22 protein-coding genes are annotated in these 23,224 nt (G+C 45.2%); 20 read left to right on the forward strand and 2 right to left on the reverse strand.

The window, feature by feature from the left end; genetic code table 11:
* The 9 genes from ACGCCZ_RS15310 to ACGCCZ_RS15350 form a co-directional block, all read left to right on the forward strand.
* The coding region (locus tag ACGCCZ_RS15310; RefSeq protein WP_411656459.1) for a hypothetical protein at nucleotides 1-362 on the forward strand (362 nt) is incomplete at its 5' end.
* 74 nt (nucleotides 363-436) lie between these two features.
* The gene (locus ACGCCZ_RS15315; protein ID WP_411656460.1) at nucleotides 437-616 is read left to right on the forward strand and encodes a hypothetical protein; all 180 of its coding nucleotides are present in this window, start codon (nucleotides 437-439) and stop codon (nucleotides 614-616) included.
* A gap of 64 nt (nucleotides 617-680) precedes the next feature.
* Nucleotides 681-1,271: a signal peptidase I gene (locus ACGCCZ_RS15320; protein ID WP_411656461.1), complete on the forward strand. Its 591-nt coding sequence runs from the start codon at nucleotides 681-683 to the stop codon at nucleotides 1,269-1,271.
* A gap of 416 nt (nucleotides 1,272-1,687) precedes the next feature.
* Nucleotides 1,688-2,218 carry a hypothetical protein gene (locus tag ACGCCZ_RS15325; RefSeq protein ID WP_411656462.1) on the forward strand — a complete coding sequence of 177 codons (531 nt, stop codon included), beginning with the start codon at nucleotides 1,688-1,690 and terminating at the stop codon, nucleotides 2,216-2,218.
* A gap of 893 nt (nucleotides 2,219-3,111) precedes the next feature.
* Nucleotides 3,112-3,489: an SdpI family protein gene (locus ACGCCZ_RS15330; RefSeq protein ID WP_054323878.1), complete on the forward strand. Its 378-nt coding sequence runs from the start codon at nucleotides 3,112-3,114 to the stop codon at nucleotides 3,487-3,489.
* On the forward strand, nucleotides 3,473-3,997 hold the full coding sequence (locus ACGCCZ_RS15335; protein ID WP_082402165.1) for a GNAT family N-acetyltransferase: 525 nt from the start codon (nucleotides 3,473-3,475) through the stop codon (nucleotides 3,995-3,997). The genes ACGCCZ_RS15330 and ACGCCZ_RS15335 overlap by 17 nt, the downstream gene beginning before the upstream one ends.
* A gap of 871 nt (nucleotides 3,998-4,868) precedes the next feature.
* Nucleotides 4,869-5,444, forward strand: coding sequence for an RNA 2',3'-cyclic phosphodiesterase (gene thpR, locus ACGCCZ_RS15340; protein ID WP_054323876.1), 576 nt, complete (start codon nucleotides 4,869-4,871; stop codon nucleotides 5,442-5,444).
* Between the two features lie 18 nt (nucleotides 5,445-5,462).
* The gene (locus tag ACGCCZ_RS15345; RefSeq protein ID WP_411656463.1) at nucleotides 5,463-5,684 is read left to right on the forward strand and encodes a GIY-YIG nuclease family protein; all 222 of its coding nucleotides are present in this window, start codon (nucleotides 5,463-5,465) and stop codon (nucleotides 5,682-5,684) included.
* A gap of 129 nt (nucleotides 5,685-5,813) precedes the next feature.
* Nucleotides 5,814-6,158, forward strand: a complete 345-nt coding sequence (locus ACGCCZ_RS15350) for a phenylpyruvate tautomerase MIF-related protein (RefSeq protein WP_054323874.1) — start codon at nucleotides 5,814-5,816, stop codon at nucleotides 6,156-6,158.
* A 240-nt stretch (nucleotides 6,159-6,398) separates the two neighbouring features.
* Here the strand turns inward: ACGCCZ_RS15350 and ACGCCZ_RS15355 are convergent, their stop codons facing one another.
* On the reverse strand, nucleotides 6,399-7,229 hold the full coding sequence (locus tag ACGCCZ_RS15355; RefSeq protein WP_411656464.1) for an undecaprenyl-diphosphate phosphatase: 831 nt from the start codon (nucleotides 7,227-7,229) through the stop codon (nucleotides 6,399-6,401).
* 335 nt (nucleotides 7,230-7,564) lie between these two features.
* Here ACGCCZ_RS15355 and ACGCCZ_RS15360 point away from each other — a divergent pair, with 335 nt between their 5' ends.
* From ACGCCZ_RS15360 to ACGCCZ_RS15400, 9 genes are all read left to right on the forward strand, one after another.
* Nucleotides 7,565-7,795, forward strand: a complete 231-nt coding sequence (locus ACGCCZ_RS15360; RefSeq protein ID WP_054323873.1) for an acyl carrier protein — start codon at nucleotides 7,565-7,567, stop codon at nucleotides 7,793-7,795.
* Entirely contained in the window at nucleotides 7,792-8,403 is a 612-nt protein-coding gene (locus ACGCCZ_RS15365; RefSeq protein WP_054323872.1) for a 4'-phosphopantetheinyl transferase family protein, read from the forward strand. Before ACGCCZ_RS15360 ends, ACGCCZ_RS15365 begins: the two co-directional genes overlap by 4 nt.
* Nucleotides 8,363-9,913: an AMP-dependent synthetase/ligase gene (locus ACGCCZ_RS15370; protein WP_411656465.1), complete on the forward strand. Its 1,551-nt coding sequence runs from the start codon at nucleotides 8,363-8,365 to the stop codon at nucleotides 9,911-9,913. Before ACGCCZ_RS15365 ends, ACGCCZ_RS15370 begins: the two co-directional genes overlap by 41 nt.
* Before the next feature lie 200 nt (nucleotides 9,914-10,113).
* Entirely contained in the window at nucleotides 10,114-11,178 is a 1,065-nt protein-coding gene (locus ACGCCZ_RS15375; RefSeq protein ID WP_054323871.1) for an HD-GYP domain-containing protein, read from the forward strand.
* 49 nt (nucleotides 11,179-11,227) lie between these two features.
* Complete coding sequence (locus tag ACGCCZ_RS15380; RefSeq protein ID WP_054323870.1) at nucleotides 11,228-11,794, forward strand: prolyl-tRNA synthetase associated domain-containing protein; 567 nt, start codon at nucleotides 11,228-11,230, stop codon at nucleotides 11,792-11,794.
* 222 nt (nucleotides 11,795-12,016) lie between these two features.
* Nucleotides 12,017-13,090, forward strand: a complete 1,074-nt coding sequence (locus ACGCCZ_RS15385; protein WP_411656466.1) for a tetratricopeptide repeat-containing glycosyltransferase family 2 protein — start codon at nucleotides 12,017-12,019, stop codon at nucleotides 13,088-13,090.
* Nucleotides 13,091-13,512: 422 nt separating this feature from the next.
* Nucleotides 13,513-17,094, forward strand: a complete 3,582-nt coding sequence (locus ACGCCZ_RS15390; RefSeq protein WP_411656467.1) for an Ig-like domain-containing protein — start codon at nucleotides 13,513-13,515, stop codon at nucleotides 17,092-17,094.
* A gap of 1 nt (nucleotide 17,095) precedes the next feature.
* Nucleotides 17,096-20,050, forward strand: a complete 2,955-nt coding sequence (locus ACGCCZ_RS15395) for an Ig-like domain-containing protein (protein ID WP_411656468.1) — start codon at nucleotides 17,096-17,098, stop codon at nucleotides 20,048-20,050.
* Nucleotides 20,020-20,937: a hypothetical protein gene (locus ACGCCZ_RS15400; protein ID WP_411656469.1), complete on the forward strand. Its 918-nt coding sequence runs from the start codon at nucleotides 20,020-20,022 to the stop codon at nucleotides 20,935-20,937. The genes ACGCCZ_RS15395 and ACGCCZ_RS15400 overlap by 31 nt, the downstream gene beginning before the upstream one ends.
* Before the next feature lie 70 nt (nucleotides 20,938-21,007).
* Here ACGCCZ_RS15400 and ACGCCZ_RS15405 read toward each other — a convergent pair whose 3' ends face one another.
* Entirely contained in the window at nucleotides 21,008-21,232 is a 225-nt protein-coding gene (locus ACGCCZ_RS15405; protein WP_152918347.1) for a hypothetical protein, read from the reverse strand.
* A 459-nt stretch (nucleotides 21,233-21,691) separates the two neighbouring features.
* On the opposite strand from ACGCCZ_RS15405, the gene ACGCCZ_RS15410 reads away from it, so the two are divergent.
* Nucleotides 21,692-22,114 (forward strand): MarR family winged helix-turn-helix transcriptional regulator, encoded by a 423-nt coding sequence (locus ACGCCZ_RS15410; protein ID WP_054323868.1) that lies wholly within the window; start codon nucleotides 21,692-21,694, stop codon nucleotides 22,112-22,114.
* Nucleotides 22,115-22,256: 142 nt separating this feature from the next.
* Nucleotides 22,257-23,090, forward strand: coding sequence for a DegV family protein (locus tag ACGCCZ_RS15415; RefSeq protein ID WP_411656470.1), 834 nt, complete (start codon nucleotides 22,257-22,259; stop codon nucleotides 23,088-23,090).
* The last annotated feature ends 134 nt before the right edge of the window (nucleotides 23,091-23,224 follow it).

Raw genomic sequence — 23,224 nt, forward strand, 5'->3', positions numbered from 1 at the left:
GTGCCGGAGCATTCTGTTCCGGCACACCGGTCTATCTTATTCACAAGGGGAAGGGCAAGTTGTTCAAACTGCTAAAAGAATCGTGGCTGAGTCTCACACTGGTATTGGTGATTCTGGCGACCGTCTGTACAGCCACGTTTGCATGGCGGGAAGACCTGGACAAGGTCAGTCTCACAGCAAAAAGTGTGCTGCTCAATGCGAAGATGGACCTTGCGAACAACGCGGAGTCCGACCTGGGTGTTTTAAATCTGGCGGCTTTACAGGATGGCCAGACAGCTTATATTCGATTTCAAATGGAGAATTACTCCAATATTCCTTCTGCCGTATCTTTCCGTGTTTCTAGTGAAGGACGCGAACGGTGAAGAAATTACAGATGCTTTGGAAGGCTGGGAGGTTTCTATTTTGAGTGAAGGCGAACCTTTGAAGCTTTCTGAGGATGGCATTTCTTTTATCTGCAGAGGTTCCAGCGGTGGAAAATGGTTCTGAGATCAATGCTTATACGCTGCAGTTAAAGGCTGCCCCTGATGCGGACTACAGCGAATTGGGTACAGAGGACGCGCAGCTGTATGTCACGGCGGATATTCGAATTCTTGAGGAGGAAACTGTTCAGGAATAAGAAATCGGTTGTCGATCATACTCAGCGGATTTTGTAGAATGTCATAGTAGAGAGGCTGCGTGTGATGGAACAAGTTAAAAAAATATGGTCGATCATCTGTAATATCTTGAATGCTTTTTTCTTGGTTTTACTGGTGGGGTTGGTCGTGGTTTTGCTTTATCTCGCGATCGGCTCGAAAGGAAACGGGTTGCCGTTTCTACAAAATTATCAGTTGTTTACGGTGTTGAGCGGGAGTATGGAACCAACTTTGAATGTTGGCGGCGTAATCATTGTGGAGAAAGTGGACCCGATGACGCTTGAAGAAGGGGACATTATTACATTTGTTTCCAATGATACCACACTCAACGGAAAGGTTGTCAGCCACCGGATTCTTCAGGTGGTCGATAATAATAATGGCCGAATGTTTATCACAAAAGGCGACGCGAATGAGGACCGCGATGATGCGGCGGCTGTCCCCGATAATGTGATTGGACGCGTTATTTTCCATATTCCTTACTTGGGGTATCTCCTCAATTTTATGAAGACGAAAAATGGTTTTTTCTTGATTCTACTTTTGCCGCGGCATGATTATTTTTGTTGGTGGGAGACCATCAGTTTGTTGAAGAATTTTTGGGCCTATGTGGATGAGAAAAAGGCACTCAAGGAGGGAAAGTAGTAGGACGGTTCAGAAGAAGAACCGGAACTTCCGGAAAAGAGCGAACAACCTGAGGAAAAGCAGCAGGCGGGGCCCGAGAAATCTATGGGAATAGAAACAGGGGAATCTGCTTCGGGACCGAATGCGGTACAATCTTCAAATGAAGATGCAGGCGAAGAAATGCTTTTAGCTGCTGATAAAACAGAATACAACCGATGAGCAGTTTGCAGAGGATTTGCTCCAATCGGATAATGAAACGGAAAACAAACCGACAAGTTGTACATAGATCAAATTTGTGAATCGATCTGGAGGAGTGGTTGTTATGAAGAAGAACTTTTTGAAATTACCAGTGGCTGCCATATTAAGTATGGGCCTCTTGCTCTACAGCGGTAACAGGGACAACACTCGCTTCAGAGGAAGGGGAAGAGGGGTCGTTCTTGGGCACCGATCAAGAGATGGCCGTTTCGGTCTATGATGGGGACCTGCCGGATTTTAACGAGGCAGCGGTACCGGACGGCGCTTCTGCTTTTAAGAAAATGGTAAAATCCAATGGGAAAGAAGACTCCATTCAGCTTTCCGCAGAGGATCTGTTGAATGGACAAATTACAATAAAGAGGCCTGTGAATCTCTCGATTGAAGGATATGATGCCTTAAGTGCTTCAGAACAGAACAAGATTAAACTTGTCATCGATCTTCCGGACAAATTGGAGGAAGATTCTTTGTATGCGATGACGATCCTTGGACTTCCAGAGGAGCATATTGTTGTGCGAAATCTGGGGCCGGTAAGCTTGTATGTAGGAGATATTCCGGAAGCGAATGTGCCAGAAGAGGATGTGGAGGAATCTTCGAAAGAACCAAGCAACAATTCCGGCTCTGTTTCGGGTGAATCAGACAGGCCCAGTGGTTCTTCTGAAGAACCTGTAGAGGATTCTCAACAGTCGACCGATTCTTCTGTAGCGGCGGAATAATTTGGAATAACTGCTGAAGTCAAGGTTTACTAAACAAAAGCGATAAGAAATTGTTTGATAAAAGAGGTCAAAAAAATAGCGCCTGTTTTCAGTCAGGCGCTATTTTTTTGTTGGCGCGGAATAGGCATGATAAAAACCCCCAGTTGAACAGGGGGCGGAATAAAAAACTTATAGAGGAAGAGAGGGACTCCCTGAGATAAAATAGAAGTGGTTTGGCGGCCACACAACAAAAACACAGGAGGTCAAGTCATGAAAGACATAAATAGTTTATCGCATAGTAGGACTATGTTTTTATACTCGAATGGGGACAGAGGACGGATGTATCTGTAATGAAGCTGCAAGGACGTTAAACTCTTAAATTTTTCGGAATAATAAGAGCAACTTATTCAACGAATTGGTTATTTTACTCTTTTTTCTAGAGTGATAAGATGCTATAATCCAATCGTAAAGTGAGATATATAGAGAACCCTATCGATGGGAATCAAGCACAATAGGGTAAGAAAAAGATGGAATATGGACAAAAGAGTTTGTTTAAAAACTTTGGAAACGGTTTATGTGTTTGAATCATACGGAAACCAAAAAGAGCGTATACCCGATTGATCCTTCGATTTAAAAGGGTAACAATTGGCCTCGTATATTTTTGTAGAGAGATTCTTCAGTTACTTCTGTATTTATAGGAGGAAACCCTTAGTAGACCATTGGAAAGTTTAGTTGTTTTTCATTAAAAACATATAACGATTCTGTTTGTTGGTTCGTTATGAATATGCTTTGCGCCGTTTTGTTTATTTGGGCTTTTATTGTGAACATAAAAAGGTATCATGCAAATCAAGATGAGTAACAACTCCAGTTTATAGAACTAAGAAAATTAGAATTTAGTTGCGGGAGAAATGCTTATGGGATTTTGGATTTATATGTTGATTATGGATTTACTTCTCCCATTTACGATGATTGGCTTTGGGAGACATTTTATGAAGAACGCGCCAAAGACAATTAACGGAGTATTTGGATATAGGACTTCCATGTCTATGAAAAATAAGGAAACATGGGAATTTGCCCATAAATATTGTGGTAAGATATGGTATATTTGCGGGTTAAGCGCATTGCCGATAACAGTAATATTTATGCTCTTAGTAATTGGAAAAAATGTGGAAACAGTAGGAACAGTCGGAGGAATTATAATGGGAATACAGCTGGTTCCTTTGATTGGTTCTATTTTTCCAACAGAAATTGCTCTGAGAAAAAATTTTGATAAAAATGGAAAAAGACGGTAAATTCCAGTTTGTTGAAACGAAAAGAAGAATAAATGCGATAATTGAAACAGAAAAATTGACAAGGAGAACGTTTTGTATGGTTCTGATTGAACAAGTCGAAATAAACGATAGTTTAAAAAAAGACATTCAAAAAGAATTTGAGAAGTATGAGGCAAAGGACGGCGTTTCATTTAATCATACTCCGTTTTGCTTTGTCGCAAAAGAGAACGGGAAAGTAATCGGCGCCATAACAGGGTTTCGTTGTTTTTCAGAAATTTACATTGATGAATTGATCGTGTTCGAACATCAACGAGGAAAACACATTGGGACACAGTTAATACAGATGGTGGAAGATACCTATAAAAATCAAAATTTGCATAATATCAATCTTTGTACCTATGAATTTCAGGCACCAGAATTTTATAAAAAACTAGGATTTGAATTGGAATTCGTAAGAAGAAATAATTATAATTCCAAATTGAACAAATACTACTATGTAAAATATTTTGATAAAAGCGATTCGCTATAAATCAGATACTTTTTCAAAGGAAAACATTTTTTTGAAATTCTTGTCAGCTTCCAGTTTGACCATTTCACATCCACATTTTAAGAGGTTGGTCTTATATGATTGACCGCTTTTTAACAAAAGACACCATTTAGATGTCAATGGTGTCCCTTTTAGTGTGACTTTATTGTCATATTAAGGTTCGTTCAATCGTAGTAAATTCGTGGTAAAATGAATGTTTTTCTATACTCCAAAATGTTTGAACGTGTAGTGTTTATGCGGACAATCAAAAATCAGATATAAAATTTATAAATAATTAGTTTATACGTACCTTTAAAAAATGTAGCGAAAGGTTGTCCTTGACACCATCTTTTGGCTGTTTATGTTGCTAACTGCGCTTTTTCCATAGCTTTATCATGATGGATAGACTTGTATCTGAATTTTTATGGGAATAGATGCAGTTACCATAGTAGGGGCCACTCACTCGACCGGGTGCTTTTTATTTCGGAACCATGCAGAGCCAAGCAATGATCTTGTTGAATTCGCTTACCCTATCTGAACGGTTGCGTTATTTGTACACATTGGCTGTACTTCCTTTATCGCGGGGATCGAATACGGTTTCTAAGAGGTAAAGGATATAAAAAAGGAATATAGAGATAGAAATGGAAGTTTGAAAGAGAGCCTTCTTTGAAGCCCTGCCTTACCAGGAAGATCGTTCTAAAACTATTTTGATCGATCGGCTTTTAGAATATGTTTGAAATATCGTTGAGACGAGGGAATAACTTTCGTTTCGTTATTTATCAAATTTTTAAAGTGGGCGTGGTTAGAATCTTCTTTTTAACCAGTTTTTGGCCAGCGAAAGTTAAGAGAAAAAGCCATTTTTCAGGAGGGAAAGATGCGGCTGTTTATAGGTATCCGTTTTAATGAACTCATGATAGAGGAACTTTGGCGTCTTGAAAAATGCCTTCAGAACGCAGCGATTTCGGGAACTTTTATACGAAAAGAGAACTTCCATTTGACACTCTCCTTCCTGGGGGAGACTGAGTCCATTGACACAGTGGTTCAAATAATGAATCGTCTCGAATTCCCGGTGTTTTCGTTGATGCTGAAGGGAATAGGGAGTTTCTGTTCAGATCAAAAGGGGAAGACCATCTGGGTCGGTGTGGAGTACTCCGAGCAACTACAAAGCCTACAGAGAACTTTAGAAAGGTCTTTACTCGAAAGTGGCTATTCATTGGAGATGCGTGCCTTTCAACCACATATTACCTTGGGGCGAAAGGTCCTTTTGCGGGAAGATTCTTATTTGAATGAGCTTTCCAGAGCTGTGCTCCAGCAAAAGATGCAAGTAGAACGAATTTCTCTCATGCGATCGGAAATTCAACAAGGGGTACGCATGTATAAAGAAGTCTACTCAAAGGAATTAAGTCGGATAAACCAATCGATTCCTTGCCAGAGTTTCGAAACGAATTGAGTGAAAGGGATGTACTACATGGAGACTAGGGGGAAATGCACGGTTGTATATATCCTCGAATGTTCCGACGGAACCCTCTACACGGGTTGGACGGACCAACTGGACAATCGCTTGGCGGCCCACAACTGTGGACGGGGGGCCAAGTATACGCGTTCTCGCAGACCAGTGTGTTTGGTTTATTGTGAGGAGGTTCCGGATCGTTCCGCAGCTTTGCGCCGGAGGCGCAGATTAAACGTTTGACACGATCTCAGAAATTGAGCCTTATTCACGAAGCTTCGCTTGAATAGAGAGGACTATTTGTGATATACTTTTGAAAAATAACGCTTAGTATAATGGCGTATGGATGAAATTAAAGGAGGAATTACTACCATGCCATGTATTCAGACGAAGGTCAGCGTAAAAATGACGGAGCAACAGGAAAAAACCATTAAAACGGAGTTGGGAAAGGCAATTTCCCTGATTCCAGGGAAAAGCGAAAATTGGCTGATGCTTACCTTTGAAGATGGTTGTAAAATCTATTTTCAAGGGAATTGTGACCAGCCGGCGGCTTTTGTAGAAGTAAAGATTTATGGAAAGGCCAACGGAGGCGTTTATAATAAAATGACTGCGGCCATAACAGACATACTGAGTAAGGAGTTGCAAATCGCCCCCAATCGGATTTATGTAAAATACGAGGAAGTTGCCTACTGGGGATGGAACGGAAATAACTTTTAACGAAAGATCGAAGATCATCTATGTGACGTTTCACAGAATACCAACAAAACAAAAGACCTCCGCAAATCGTTCGATTACGAAGAGCGGAGGTCTTTTTTGATTTCTGTTAAAGCCGTTTTAATAGCATTTAATTGAACTAGGTATATCGGCACGAAGAAGGAATTTTGTTTGAACAACGACAAAGAACACTTATAAAATAAACAATTTGTATTATTATATTTATATATTTCAAATTGTAAATCAAACGTTGGCAAAGACTAAGAAATACAGCAAGACAAGTGCCCCCAAAATGATACGATAGTATCCAAAGGCTTTAAAATCGTGCTTTTTGATGTATCCCATCAGGAACTTAATGGCAAGAATTGAAACCACAAATGCGACAATCATACCGGTTAAGAGAATGGCGATCTCCATACCGGAATATGTAAATCCAAACTTCAACATTTTCAAGAGGCTTGCCCCAAACATCACTGGGATAGCTAAGAAGAATGTGAATTCCGCCGATACTGTACGGGATGCACCAAGTAATATACCGCCAAGAATCGTTGCACCCGAACGGGAGGTCCCTGGAATTAATGCCAACACTTGAAACAAGCCAATGCAGAATGCAGTACAGTAGGAAAGGTCAGAGAGCGTTTCTACTTTAGGCTTACGGCGCTTATTCCAATTTTCTACAAGGATGAACAATACGCCGTAAAGAATCAACATAACGGCTACTGTGACATAATTAAAAAAAGTGCTTTCGATTAAATCGTCAAAGAGCAGACCGATCACAGCCGCTGGCAGACAGGAGACAATGACTTTTCCCCAAAGCGTAAAAGTATCGCGCTTTTCCTGCTGCGATTTTTTGGGCGAAAAGGGATTCAGCTTATGAAAATACAGCACAACAACGGCAAGAATGGCGCCGAGCTGAATCACAACCAAAAACATGTCCTTAAAAGCCTGTGAAGTGTTGAGCTTAATAAACTCGTCGGCCAGAATCATATGGCCGGTGCTACTGATGGGCAGCCACTCCGTAATTCCCTCGATGATTCCAAGGATGGCGGCTTTCAGGAGTTCGAATAAGTCCATTTGTATACCTCCTATTGGTTGGTAGTTTTGGCAGCATCTACTGCACATTTGTAAATCCTTCCAGTTTGCTATTATCCATTATACAATGAATAGACGCAAAAATAAATTGATAATTGGTGAACCGTTAAAAAGCTTTTTCTTTACAGGGAAAGCTAAATAAACTCTATTTTTGTCGAAACTGTACCTCTTTCACAAACCTCCTGAAAACAAACCGAAAAAGCTTGATACCTCGGCTATTGAAAACTTTTTTCTGCAAGGCTATAATCCAGATATAGCCAGAAATTTCCATGGCCTCATCATGGAAATTGAGAGCGCGTAAAAGGAGGAGTTTAAACATGTTTGAACAGATGAAAGAGATTATCCGAAATTATGTCCAGGTTGCAGATGAGGACATTCATGAAGATTCCAGATTTGTAGAGGATCTGGGGTTCAATTCTTATGAGTTTATGTGTCTGGTCGGGGAAGTGGAAGATGTGTTTGACATTGAAGTGGACGAGCGTGAAGCGGCTAAAATCAAAACGGTACAAGAGGCATTGCATTACATCGCTACTTTGACGGAAGAATGATCTATGCCTGCTCGATTCCCCATGGCATGGGGGAGCATTCAGCCGCTTATACGCTGCTTTCTTGGGTGTTGTATGAGAAGTATCGGTTGACCGGAAACCTATTGTTGGCCCGAACACCGCAGGGAAAGCCCTTCTTGCGCAATTATCCGGGAATCTTGTTCAACATTAGCCATTGCGCAGGGTTGGTAGCCTGTGCAGTGAGTCACACAGAGGTTGGCGTGGATGTTGAGAAAATCCGTCTCTATCCCCCACGGATGCCGCGGCGTATTTTGGCACCGTCTGAACAAGAACAGCTTTTAAAAAGCGAAAATCGAGAGGATTTATTTTTTCGCTTTTGGACGTTAAAGGAAAGCTATGGAAAAGCATTGGGTGTGGGGATTGGTTATCCGTTTCGAGAAATCCATTTTCAACTGGGACCGGTTCCCACATGTAATGTTGCTGGATTTTCGTTTGCGCAAACGGTTTTAAGAAGTGGATTTATTTTGTCCGCTTGCCAAAGGGGGACAGAGCAAGCGCAGACAATGGTATTCTTACGGCACTTGCCGGAACAGACAGGAGGTATTTCCTATGAATATGAACCAACTGCGAAACCTGAAAGACTTAATTGACTTTTCCGCGGAAATGTATGGAGAAAAGATTGCCATTCGCACAAAGCAGAAAAAGGAGATCATTGATAAATCATACATCGCGCTTAAAGCGGATAGTGAGGCCTTTAGCCGGACACTGGAGAAGTATGCGCTGAGGGGAAAACATGTGGCGCTCTTGGGACCGACGAGTTATGAATGGATTGTAGGATATTTTGGCACAGTAAACTCCGGGGGCGTTGTTGTACCAATCGATAAGGAACTTCCGGCAGCCGACATTTGCGACGAGCTCCATCGGGCGGACGTCGAGGTATTGGTATATGACAGCAGTTATGCAGACATTGCAGCGCAGGTGCGGCGCGATTGTCCACAGGTTACGTCTTATTTTGAGATGCAGCGGGAGGCGCATGGAGAGGATGTGTGGTCTTTGCGCCGCTGCTTAGAGGAAAATTGCGGAGCATTTGATGAACCTATAGATCGCGAAAAACTCAGTGTAATTATGTATACTTCCGGTACAACAGGAAAGAGCAAAGGTGTGATGCTGAATCATCGCAATTTGATTGACAATGTTGTGCACTTAGAGATGGGGATTGAACCTGGTACAGCGGTATTGATGACAGTCCTTCCGATTCACCATGCTTATTGCTTTACCTGTGACATTCTCAAAGGGCTTCAGCTGGGTTCAACCATCTGTATCAATGACTCTTTGATGCGTATTGCGAAGAACTTGCAAGTTTTTAAGCCCAATACCATGTTGGTAGTCCCTATGATTGCGCAAGTGATGTATAATCAGGTCTGTGAAGCAGCAAAGAAATCCTTGGTCATCCCCAAAAAGGTGATCGCAAAGGCCGCTTTTGGGGGGAATCTACGCACGATTTACTGCGGTGGCGCCTATTTAAATCCGGAGATGATTGAAAAGTTCCGAGAATTAAATATCAATTTAGTACAGGGTTATGGAATGACAGAATGTGCACCTTGCATCAGCCGCAATTCAGAGACATGTATCAAAGAGGATTCTGTTGGGAAACTGTTGCCTGGGTGTGAAGCAAAGGTCGTAGATGGCGAGATTTGGGTAAAGAGTAGTTCCGTGATGTTGGGCTACTATAAGAACGAAGAAGCGACCAGAGAAACACTGGTGGACGGCTGGCTGCGTACGGGGGACCTTGGCTATGTGGATGACGAGCAATTCCTTTATATTACAGGCCGAAAGAAAAATTTGATTATCTTGAGCAATGGCGAGAATGTTTCCCCCGAGGAACTGGAGAATCGAATCAGCGAGGACCCCTTGGTTGCAGAGGTATTGGTGTATGAAGAAGAGGGGCAGATTACCGCGGAAATCTACCCCAATGAAGACTATGTGGCGAAAAAGCGCATTCAGGATATACAGAAGGAACTGTCTGACCACATGGACGAAATGAATCGGTCACTGCCGATGTTTAAGCAAGTGCGCCGTATTAAGTTGCGCAATACCGAATTTGAAAAGACAACCTCTCGAAAGATTAAGCGGCATTATGGCTCGAACTGTGCAGAATAAAAGGAGAGATACCATTTTCTGCTATATGTACACCAATTTGGCTGAATGTAGAGTGGTTTTAGGGGATGAACCGTGTATTCTATTCCACAAAGTGACGTTTTTTGTCTTGTACGATACTTGTAAAGCCTTTTTACTTACAGTATAATGAAAAGAAAGGCCATATTTTGGCGGTTTGAGCGTATAAGAGAGGCGGCGAAAGCGTGGAGTCAAAAGCAATTCTCTTCGTGGGCAATGCGGGACCGGAACGGGACAGCCTGCGCAAATTGTTCCAAGACACTTATTCTAGCCAGGAAGCGGACAATGAGGAGCAGGTATTGCAATTTCTGGAAACCCGGCACGATTGTGTAGCAGCCATACTGCTCGATATGGATGAAAGGACATTTGACGGCTTTGATGTGCTGTGTACCCTGTCGGAATTGCATTGGACGGATCGAATTCCGGTGGTTATGATTACCTCCCAGCCCCTGGACACGACGGTTTTGCGTGGATATGATAGGGGGATGGTTGACATTATCTGTAGACCCTACCAGGAGGAAATTGTGCGCCGGCGTGTCCAGAACATCATGGAGTTATACGCGCACCGCTTACATCTAGAAAACTTAGTGAACCGCCAGACCCAGGTTCTGAAACAGCAGGCGCGCAAGCTGCGCCGTACATATACCTTTATCATCGACGCGCTCAGCACGGCGGTGGAATTCCGAAACGGAGAGTCTGGGCAGCATATCCGGCGGATTCGTGGAATCACAGAATTGCTGCTTCGCCATTTGGCACAGTCCCATAGAGAACTGGGATTGGACGAGGAACAGATCGAGACCATTGTCTGTGCATCTGCGATGCATGACATTGGAAAGATCGCAATTCCCGATTCCGTACTATTAAAGCCGGGAAAACTGACAGAAGAAGAATTCGCTATTATGCAGAAACATACGGTCTATGGTTGTGATTTATTAAATAGCCTTGCTTATGTACAGGATGATCCCTTGATTACTTATTGTTATGAGATTTGCCGTTCTCATCATGAGCGTTGGGATGGACAGGGATATCCCGACGGTCTGACCGGCAATGCAATTCCTTTAGCTGCACAAGTGGTGTCGCTGGCAGATGTGTATGATGCGCTTGTGAGTGAACGTATTTATAAACCTCCCTATTCACACCAAGAGGCTGTTCGAATGATTCAGCAGGGCGAATGTGGAGCATTCAATCCCATGCTGATGCAGTGTTTCTTAGAAACCGAAAAACAGTTGGAAGAACAGCTAGACGCTTAGGATAGAGGGGGCCAGGCGCGCTCATTGGTCTGTGAAAGGGAGGACTTCGATGGAGTTCATTGATCGGCAAATTTATCAGGGACGGCCAACCGATTCCGAACGTTCTGCTCGGGAAGTCGCTGTGTATGATCTCTTGGATCGGTTGGGAATCACATATGAGCGATTGGATCACAGTACGGCAGCGACGATTGCCGACTGTGAGGAGGTGGAAGCCCTCCTGGGCGTGGAAATTTGCAAGAATCTGTTTCTCTGTAACCGCCAAAAGACCTGTTTTTATCTTTTGGTGATGCCAGGACGCAAAGCATTTCATACAAAGGAACTGTCTTCTCAGATCGGCAGTGCGCGCTTGTCTTTTGCAGGACCTCTAGAGATGGAAGAGCTGTTAGGGGTAACGCCGGGTTCAGTCAGCATCTTGGCGCTTATGAATGATCTGCAACACCGGGTTCAGCTCTTGGTTGACCGTGAGATTCAACAAGAGCCGTGGTTCGGCTGTCATCCCTGTCTCAATACATCCAGCCTTAAAATTCGTACGGAAGATATTTTTCAGATTTTTCTACCGCATACCGGCCATCAGCCGATCTTTGTAACACTTTCTGATGATATGCCAAATCCTTAGAACAAACGATTTAAAAAAGAGGGTGTCCCAAAACGATGGATCTTTCGATTCATAGGAAAAGGACATCCTCTTTTTGTTTGGAAAAATATTTAAGTTTCTAAAAAACGAGGGTACTCCTTCCGTCATTTCATGACTTTTGGGACACCCTCGTTTCTTTATAGGCACATAAAATAGGATTGCCGCATAGGATGCCAACAGACGAAAGGATGGGGGGCAAATGCGATGGTAACCATCAGCTTATGTATGATTGTACGAAATGAGGAGGCTGTTTTGGCACGATGCCTTGATTCCGTTAGCAAGGCTGTGGATGAAATCATCCTTGTGGACACCGGATCAGAGGATCGTACAAAGGAAATTGCCAAACGATATACATGCCATATTTATGACTTCCCGTGGGTGGACGATTTTTCTGCTGCCAGAAATTTTTCGTTTTCAAAAGCCACGATGGAATACTGCATGTGGCTTGACGCAGATGACGTCCTTCTTGATGAGGATGCAAAGGCGCTGATGCATTTAAAAGAAACTTTGGACCCCAGTGTTCGTGTGGTCATGCTGCCCTACCAGATCGCCTTTGACGCGGAGGGAAAGCCGACCTTTTCTTATTACCGCGAACGCCTCATCCGAAATGGACAGGGAATGTGCTGGGAAGGGGCCGTGCATGAGGTCATTACTCCCATTCAACCGATTCTCTATGGGACTGCGGCGGTTACACATCGAAAGGTTGGCCCTGGTGACCCAGACCGCAATTTGCGAATTTATGAAAAGCAATTGGCAGAAGGAAAGGTGCTTTCGCCGCGAGAACAATTCTATTATGGGAGAGAACTATACACCCATGGAAGATATGGAGAAGCACAGAAAATCTTCCAGGCTTTTTTAGACAGTGGAGCAGGGTGGTTGGAAAACGAAATCGATGCGTGCCGGCAAATGGCCTATTGTCGATATGCGTTGGGCAATGAAGCAGGCGCATTGCGCGCACTGTTGCAAAGTTTAGAGCTGGATGTACCCAGAGCGGAAGTCTGCTGTGATATAGGAAAGCATTTCTTCGACCGAGATCAATACACACAGGCGATTTTTTGGTATGAAACAGCGGCAAGTCGAGAAAGGGACGATCGTTCTGGCGCCTTTGTTCAACCGGATTGTTATGACTATATTCCCTATTTACAGCTTTGCGTATGCTATGATCGCTTAGGGAATCTCAAAAAGGCCAATTTCTATAATGAAAAGGCGTGGGCTTGTAGACCACAATCAAAAGTCTGTCAAAACAACCATCTCTATTTCCAAAGCAAACAAATATGATACAGCCTACCCGTTTTTTACTATATTTTTTCGAACCTATTTACGCGATCGATTCTTTGATTTTCGGTCTAAAATCCACCGCTTACCTGCAATCAAGTATTGCATTTTTGCGGTGGGTTTATTTTTTGAAAAAAGGAAAAAGAAATATAATATTTTTGTTGCACAAATAGCGAAATTTTTTACAGGATTGTGTATCAAGTCTTGTAGTTCAAAGGAAAAGATGCTAGTATATACAATATCTTAGGGGAAACATTGCCAATCATTATGCACAACCGCAAATTTTTATCCGTTGAGATGCTATTGGGAGGTTGGGATGGAAGTACCCTGTTTGAGATGTGAGAAGGAGGAGATGTTTCAAAAAGAAATTTGGAAAGAGTAAACATGAAGAAGAGAAATGTTTGGAAAAGGAGGTTTGTACACAAGTGAAACAGAGAAAAAGGTTTCTGGCACTGCTTCTGGCAGGAGCAATTGCCACCGGCAGTTTTACCGGTGCGCTGGCTTTTACAGAGGAGCAGGTGAAGGACAGCACTACCGAGGCGGTCAATCGTTTAGAGGATACCGCAGAACTTGACCGGCAGATTTTGTTTGTGGATGATTGGAAGTTCTATTTGGGGGACCCATCCGGGGCCGAGGAGAAAAACTTTGATGATTCCAGCTGGCGTAACGTGACCTTACCGCACGACTGGAGCATTGAATTAGATTTTACCAATGGCGCTACAACATCGGAGATCGGTCATTTGGCCGGTGGCATCGGTTGGTATCGAAAGACATTTACCCTTCCCCCAGAGATGGAAGGAAAGCGGATCACCGTCGACTTTGGCGGTGTCTATATGGATAGCTATACCTACGTAAACGGGGAATTGGTTTCCCGCCATCCCTACGGTTACACGCCGTTCTCCTATGACATCACGGACCTGGTGGTCTGCGATGGAAAAACGGAGAATGTGATCGCGGTACAGGCAGAAAATAAAATTGACAGCATGGCAGGTACAACCAGCCGTTGGTATTCTGGCAGCGGTATTTATCGCGACGTTTATTTGACGGTTACAGAGCCGGTACACGTAGCACGTTATGGTACAAAGATTACGACGCCGGATCTGGAAGCGGAATATACTTCCGATGAAGACGTTACCGTCAATGTGGCGACACAGGTACAGAACGATTCCGAGGAGGAGACGGCCGTTACCGTTCGTACCTCTATGGTGGGGTATGACGACGACAGTGTTCTGATCGATCCAGTGGAGTCGGAACCCGTGACGGTTGCGGCTGGCGAGACAGAGACGGTGGAGCAGGTCCTTTCTGCTGCGAATCCGGCTTTGTGGTCGCCGGAAGACCCGAACCTATATAATCTGGTCACCGAAATTCTGGTGGATGGCGTTGTAACAGACCGCTATGAGAGCCGTTTCGGTTTCCGTTGGACAGAGTTCACGGTCAATGATGGATTCTATCTCAACGGTGAGTGGATGAAGCTTCAGGGTATGTGCATGCACCATGACCAGGGCGCATTAGGTGCGGTGTCGAATTACCGCGCGGTTCAGCGCCAGATGGAAATCCTCAAAGGGATGGGCGTCAATGCCATCCGTGTCACACACAACCCAGCGTCGGACGAGCTGTTGCAGGTATGTGACGAACTAGGATTGATGGTGATTGACGAGGCATTTGACTCATGGTATCAGGGCAAAAAAAATTATGATTATGGCAAACGCTTTTTTGAAGTGGAAGCGACCGATCCAACAGCCAAGCCTGGCCAGACATGGGCAGAGTTTGACCTCAAGACCATGGTGAACCGTGGAAAGAATTTCCCGTCCATTATTATGTGGTCCCTAGGAAATGAGATTTATGCAGCGAATGATTCCAGAGGACCGGCTACTGCTCAAAAGCTGTACGATTGGACCAAGGAGATTGATGACACCCGCCCCTGCACGATGGGCGAAGATAAATTCCGCACAGGAAATACATCCGACACCACCTCCAACTATGTAAAAGTTGCAGAAAAAATGGATGTAGTCGGTATGAACTATGTTGATAACAATTGGACCCGGTATGACGCACTTCGTGAAACACACCCCGACTGGATTATATACGGTGCGGAGAATTCTTCTGCGACCAAGAGCCGTGGAATCTATGCGCACCCAGACAGCGAAGGAACAGGGGATGCGGGCAGCCATCTGGACTATCAGCAGTCCTCTTATGACAACGATCATGTGGGCTGGGGCAGCACCGCGACACAAAGTTTGGTGATTGATCGGGATCGAAAATGGCTTCTTGGCGAGTTTGTCTGGACCGGCTTCGACTATATCGGCGAGCCGACTCCGTGGAACCAAAATGCGACAGCGCCGCCAAAGAATTCATATTTCGGCATTGTTGACACAGCGGGCTTTGCAAAAGATGCGTATTATCTATATGAGAGTCAGTGGACATCTGTAGAGGACAATCCGATGGTCCACATCCTGCCGCACTGGAATTGGGAGGATGCGGAACTTCGCTCTCAGGTGACCGTAAACGGAAAGATTCCAGTTCGCATTTATTCCAACGCACGCTCGGTCGAACTGTTTAAAGATGGGGAATCCCTCGGAAAACAGACTTTTGACACGATTGCTCCATACCAGGATGAAAAGGGCGAAGACGTTGTTTACCAAGTCAATCCGGATGATGAGAACAAGCTCTATCTGGAGTGGCGTATTCCGTATGAGCCCGGCACATTGAAGGCAGTTGCTTATGACGAAAATGATGAAATGGTTGCTGAAGATGTCGTGACGACAGCGGGAGATCCGGCAGCGATTTCGCTTTCTGCGGACCGGCAGGTCATTGAGTCCGACGGACGGGATCTCTCCTATATCACTGTGGATGTTTTGGATGCGGATGGCAACTTTGTGCCGACAGCGGACAACCAGATGTATTTTGACATCACCGGCGACGGCAAGATTGTTGGCGTAGACAACGGCAATGCGCCGAGCTGGGAACGCTACAAGGACTATGACGGCGTTTGGAAGCGCAAAGCTTTTAGTGGAAAAGCACTGGTAATCGTTCAGTCCACTAAAGAAAACGGCTCCTTTACCTTGACGGCTACTGGAGACGGGCTTTCCAGTGATTCCATCACCTGCTATACAACGGAAAATGCAGGCGAAGGTCATGAGATCCTAGGATATGACAATCCTGGAACAGTTGTGACGAATGTCAACGAACAGCCGAATCTTCCGGAAACCGTTATGGCCATCTACAGCGACGGCAGTAAAGAAGAAGTCCCAGTGGAATGGGATGAAATCTCCGAAGATCAGTTGGCACAACCTGGGACCTTTACGGTACGCGGCGTTGTGGACGGTACGGAGATTGAAATTACAGTCGTTGTAAAGAGCATTCTTGGTATCCGTGATACCCGGATGGTTGCACAGACCGGCATCATTCCGACGCTTCCGGAGACTGTCAAAGTCGTATACAACGACGGCACGGAACAGAACGCAGCAGTTACATGGGAAAAAATTACCGAGGAAGAGGTTGCCCAGGAAGGCACGTTCACAAAACTCGGAACCGTAGAAGGCGTTCCAGAGGAGATGAAAGCGACGGCTTATATCCGTGTGGGCGAGCGCACGCTTCTCGGCTCCAATGTAGCAGTTCGCGAAGCCGGGGAAACCTATCCAAAGGCCAATGCTTCGTATAATGTAGGAACCGGTCATAACAAGTCCGACAGTATCAACGACGGCGTAATCGCCTTTAATCCCTCTTGGAACAACTGGGAAAATGGCGGTGTCGCTCAAGAAGATTCTTGGGTAAGCATCGAATTTGAGGAAGCATATACCACGAGCAAGATTGGTGTACACTTCTTTACAGACGGCGATACGAAAGAACCAAGAGAGCTACTGGTTGAATACAGCAACGATGGAAGCGAATGGACTGCTGTAGAAAATCAGAGCAAAACAACGGGCTTCAATGTGGCTCAAGGCGATGTGAATACCGAATATCCCATCACCTTTGACGCAGTCGAGGCCAAAGTATATTCGCCTTAAGATGAAGGGACAGGTGCGCAATGCCACGACCTTCAGACCGGTGGGTATTTCGGAATTTAAGGTTTATGCGGATATTACGACTGCGCCGCAGCCAAGCAGCAATGCCACTCTGACCTCCTTGCAGTTGAATGGTGAGGAGATAGAAGGTTTTGATCCTTCTACATATTCCTATACATATGTGCTTGGTTACAACGATGAGATTCCAGAAATCACAGCCATTCCAGCTACAAATGCTTCAGCATTTGTCGTTCCGCCTTTGACGAGCGATGGTTCCGCGTCTATTATTGTATCTGCAGAAGATGGTACAACGAACCGCTATACCATCCAGTTCCAACGCAGCGACGCAACGTTGGACCATGTAGTGCTTTCCGCAGAAAAGACCGAACTGGTGGAAAATGAGCTGGTTCCGTTTACCCTGACCGCTACAATGGAGGACGGCACGGAACTGACCAGCGGCAGTTACACAGTAGCCTATAAGGTTACTGCAACGGATGCAGAACAGAAGGGCTGGGTCAAATTCAATAACAATGGACAAATTGAGGCGCATACAGCCGGTACCGTTGAGGCCGTGGCAGAAGTGACTTATCGCGGGAAAACCGTTGCTTCGGAACCATTGTCTTTGACGATTGCAGCAGCAACCGAACCGATTGTCGTACAATTCTATGATAAGGTTTCGGTTACAACAAAGCTGAACACCGCGCCGGTGCTTCCGGAAAAGGTGACCGCTTATGTAGCGAACAGCTTTGCACGCGAACTGTCTGTACAGTGGGATTCGATCGACCCTGCTAAGTATGCGACATACGGAGAGTTTACGGTGGAAGGTACGGTGGAAGGCCAGGAACTCAAGCCAACAGCGACGGTTCTTGTCAAAGACGCGATTGCCGTACAGCAGATCTCCGCAGTTACTCCGTACAGCAATACGCCTACCTTGCCAGAAACGGTTACCGTTTATAACAGCGATGGAACTACGAATACAGAGGTTCCGGTTACCTGGGAACCGATGTCCGTAGAAGATTTTCAGGCAGACGAGGGGACGATTGTTCCGGTTAACGGTACAGTCAACCTGGATGGGACAGAGCTGCCGGTGGTTGCAAATGTACGTGTCACGAGCCAAGATGTGGCTACCAGCAAAAACTATGCGGAGCTTCAGAATGGGTATGAACTTCCATTTGCAATTGCCTCCTATACGAATGACGTTCCCGAATCCACAGACCGAGTGGAGAAGTTGAACGATGGGAAGATCTCCTTTGCAACTTCGGACGCACAAGGCAAAAATATCTGGTGCGATTGGAAGCGCAATGCGGGCGGCACTGAAAACTGGATTGCTGTCATTATCGGCAACAGCGGCGCGGTTGTGAACCGTTTTGTAGACACTGTAAAGGTTGGCTTCTACGACGAAGGCGCATCGGGCGGCACACAGAAACCCTCGGATTACCGCATCGAATACTACACAGGTCCCATGGATTTCGAATTGCCGGAAGCGCCGACAACCGCTCTGGGTCCGAACAACCCGCGCGGCCATGTTCGCGACATGGTCGACAGCCCGCTTAACGACGACAACAATTGGAAGGAAGTTTCCTATGTGGGCGGAAAGCCTGCGGTCAAGACCGGTGAGATGATGGAAATTACCTTTGATCCGGTGGAAACTTGCATGTTGCGCGTCTATATGACTCCGACAGGAAATGCTTGCTTGGGCGTGACCGAGTTACAGTATTTTGGTAAAAATGCGATTGCAAAGACAGATTTTGCTGTAAATGCCATTAAGGTCGGCGGCGAATTGCTTGCAGATTTTGATGCTTCCAAGATGGATTATACAGTGGAACTCTCTTCTGCTACCGTTCCTACGGTTACAGCGGAGGCGACCAATAATGCATCGGTTACCGTTGTTCCAGCCATAGATGCAAACGGCACCGCAAAGGTAATTATTGCACCGGAAGATGGCAGTGTTGCGAATACAAAGACCTATACCATTCAATTCCATAGCGAATCCACTGGCGATACCTATCCGGTGGAAATTGCACCGGTGGATGGAGCAACCGTTACCTCTGATCTGCAAAACGCACAAGAGGGTCAAACCGTTACAGTGAATATTGCAGATATCGCGGAGGGCAAGCAGTTCCATTCGATCGCAGTTGCTGATGCAAATGGCAATCCGATTGAAACAACAGAGGTAGTAGCTGGTGCACAGTATACCTTTACAATGCCCGCCTCTGCGGTGACCGTTACAGTGGTTTTGGAGGACAATAATCCCGGTCAAGAGCACCTGCTGACGGTTACGTATTCCGGTAAGGACGTTTCTCTGTGGGTAGACGGCGTTCAGCAGAATTTTGCGGATAGAGTCAACCGGTATAGCGTTCATTTGAAGAAGGGTGAAGAAATCGCCCTGACGTTCAAACCGCGCAATGACGGAAGAGAGTTCCGCCAGATTCTTTGCAACAATGAGGAGCAGTCCATACGGAACACATCCGAATATCTGTATGTTGATACGATGGGCGGCATGGATACGACATTGGAATTTGTATTCGATGTAGTATATAAAGGACTGTTGAAACAGACCATTGACGCGGCGCAAAAGGAAGTCGACGAAGGCAATACAGAAGGTTTGCTTCCTGTGGTTCAAGAGGCCTTTGAGACGCGCTTCCAGCATGCAAAGGATATCTATGCCAATAAGCAAGCAACACAGACGCAGATCGATGCAGCTCAGATGGACCTCATGCTGGTCTTGCACTTCTTGGACTTCAAGTCCGGAGATAAGGATTATCTGAAATATCTGATCGATACAGCGGACGCAATCGACCGCAATCAGTTTATAGAAGCTGGTCAAGCAGACTTTGAAGAGAAGCTTGAGAAGGCAAAGAAGTCTATGCGGACGAAGGCGCCCTTAAGAATGAAATCGATGATGCAGCGCAGGCGCTCCTTGAGGCGATGCTGGCACTCGAACACAAGGCAGATCTGACGCTTCTGAATGTCGTAATTGAAAAGGCGTTGGATGTGCTGGATGACCTGAATGCGGGTTATTATATCCCGAACGAAGAGGCCAATGAGGCGTTTAAGATTTCTTTGGCAACAGCGCAGTCCCTGACAGAAGAGAGTGGTCAAAAGACGGTTGACGATGCAGCTTTGGATCTTTCGAATAAGATGGCAGCCCTCCGTTTGAAAGCGGATAAGACGGCATTGGAAGAACTCCTGAAAGAGATGAGAGGCATTGATCCGTCCGACTATACGCCGGAGAGTTACGCACCCTTTGCCGCAGTGATGAAGCGGGCAGAGTTGATGTTTAACGATCCGATGTTGAGTGTTGACGATGAGCCGGAAATTCAGAGCACGGTCAATGAAGCAAGGGCTCTGTATACCAAGCTTGTCCGAAATCATTCGGGTGGCAATTCCAGCGGTAGTTCGTCTGGTGGAAGCCATTCCAGCAATTCCGGAAACACTTCTGGGATGGGTACATCCGTTGTGACGACCAATCCAATCATCACAGCTGCACAGAACGTCCAGACACAGATCTATGTTGTCTCCGACACGACATTGCCATTTGCTGTGAAGAGAGGTAGCGCGTATTGCTTCAAGATGACCGTTGTCGGCAAGCATGACAGCCATGCCGAGCTTCACAGTCGGCAATGGCGATGTGCTGAAGACGCAGTATGTCGCAAAAGTCGGCAACGATTATTACTTCCGTGTGTGGGCGATCGGCGCTCCGGGCAGCAGTACGGGTGTGTACACCACTCTGCCAGGACAGAATCCGCAACTGCACTGTGTGGTAACCGTAAAATAAGGGCCGTTTCTTCAGCCAATTTTTTGCCAATGGTTGTAAAAAAGAAAACTAAAATTGTGCTGTTGTAAATAGACCTGGTTAAAAGCAAATGAAAAGGGTGCTCTGAATCTCGATTCTTTCATCGGGTTCAGGGCGCCCTTATTGTTTAGGGCACCCGATAAAGCCGATGGAGGCTTCCCGTAAAAAAGCTTTCAATTTGAGCATCGAACCATGCGAGCTGCTAATAACAATCTTTCGATGATAGAAGATTGCCGCTGGGACGGTGACCGCCCGTTTGCGGGCTGTGGGGCAAGTAATATGAGCGGAATTGAGACGCTTGCCGGTAATAGAGGGTGTCCCAAAACTACGAATTTTTCGATTCATAGGAAAGGGGTATCCTCTTTCTGTTTGGAAAAACATCTGAATTCCTAAAAAAAACGGGGGCTCCTTCCGTCATTTCATGACTTTTGGGGCACCCTCTTTTATGCTTCCGGCTTAGCCAGTAGGTTTGACTTTATTTGATTTTTTCTATAAGGACAAGGAAATTCTTCCATAAAAATCCTGTATTCGATGTGCAGCGAGCAGAAGACTTCCCCGAATGAAACGGTTATCATTTGCGTCTTGAGTAGAAAGGATGAAATCAAAAAGGCGTAAAATCCAGGAAAAGAACCATGGGTTTTTGTAGCTTGTCGCCAAGCTTATGATACTTCTATTGACAAACCAATGATCTATGGTAAAATATTACTTAAAATTTTTTAATTATATGCGATCAGGATGGTATCTTGTAGGTTTGCAGGAAACATCGTTGCACTTTTACGATGGATGTCCATGAGGAGGATCGCCATGTTGGAAAAAACCTTTAATGAGATCTATATGAAATTTAAACTGAATTTTTATAAAAATATTTTCCGCACGGTGAGTGAATGCAATAATCGGTTGAGCGCGACAGAGGCTTTTTCAGTCGAGGTGATCTATGCGATGCAGGGGCCTACGATTCGAGAATTTGCCGATTTTGTCAACATCTCGCAACCAAACGCTACGTATAAAATCAATTCTTTGGTGAAAAAAGGGTATATCAATAAGGTCAATTCGGCATCAGATAAACGGGAATACCATTTAGAGGTCACACAAAAATTCTTGGATTATTATCGCGTGAACGACTGCTATATCCAAGAGGTTATGGAGAAGATTCGCAAACGTTTTTCTCCAGAAGAAGTCAAACAGTTTGAGCATGTTTTGCAGATTATGTCCGATGAACTGATGTAGAATCACAAAGGATTGTATTTTGGGAATCCCAAGCGGAAAGGTCTATTATCATTTCGATCTTTCGGCTTTTATGTGGATAAATCGTTTCTCTAAAAGATGGATGAATCTTTTAGGAGGATTATTAAAAAGGTGGGTATTTATTATGGCTATTCGAATTATTACGGACTCCACATCGGATATTTCGCAGGTACAGGGCGAAAAGATGGGGATCACCATTGTCCCACTCAAGGTTGTATTTGAGGATGGGGAATATTTGGACGGTGTCACCCTCACGCCGGATGAATTCTATCAGAAACTAACTGTATGCAACGAACTTCCCCATACAAGCCAGCCGGCTCCGGAGGCCTTTTTGAAGTATTTTAAAGAGGCTAAGGAAGCGGGGGATGAAGTCATTGTTGTGCCAATCTCCAGCAAGTTGAGCGGTACTGTACAAAGTGCTGCTGTGGCCAAAGAACAGTGCGGCGCGGATAACGTGTTTATTGTGGATAGCTTGAATGCGACCATAGGCTTGCATCTGTTGATTGATATAGCGGTTTCTATGAGGGAAGAAGGAAAATCCGCAAAGGAGATTGTAGAGGCGCTTGAGGCTGCAAAGGAGCGGGTTTGCCTGCATATTGCAGCAGATACGCTGGAATATCTGAAAAAAGGTGGCCGTTTGACCAAAACGGCGGCGTTTGCAGGGACATTGATGGGAATTAAACCATTGATTGGGTTGGAAGACGGCGTGGTCGCAGTACAGGGCAAACCGCGCGGCATGCAGCGCGCTTTGGAGGATATGATCGGCCTGATCGACAAGAACGGCGGTGTAGATACAAGTTATCCTGTCTATTTGGGATATGCGGGCGATCAGGAGACATTGGCTCCCTTTCAAAAATTTATTCAGGAAAAACTTCCTCATGTCCGTCTTTGCACCAGCCCGGTGGGCAGCGTGATCGGAACCCATACCGGACCGGGGCGCATTTTATTGCATATCTGAAAAAGTAAAAGGACATAAAAAAGCCTACATGAAAATCCATGGGTTTTCATGTAGGCTTTTTTACATGCTCTATCTAAGAACGTGGCAAGTTTTTTCGATCAGATTGCAAAAGGGACCAGATGAAAGGTTTGGGA

The sequence above is a fragment of the Anaeromassilibacillus sp. SJQ-1 genome (genome assembly GCF_046693725.1).
Lineage (GTDB): Bacteria > Bacillota > Clostridia > Oscillospirales > Acutalibacteraceae > Anaeromassilibacillus.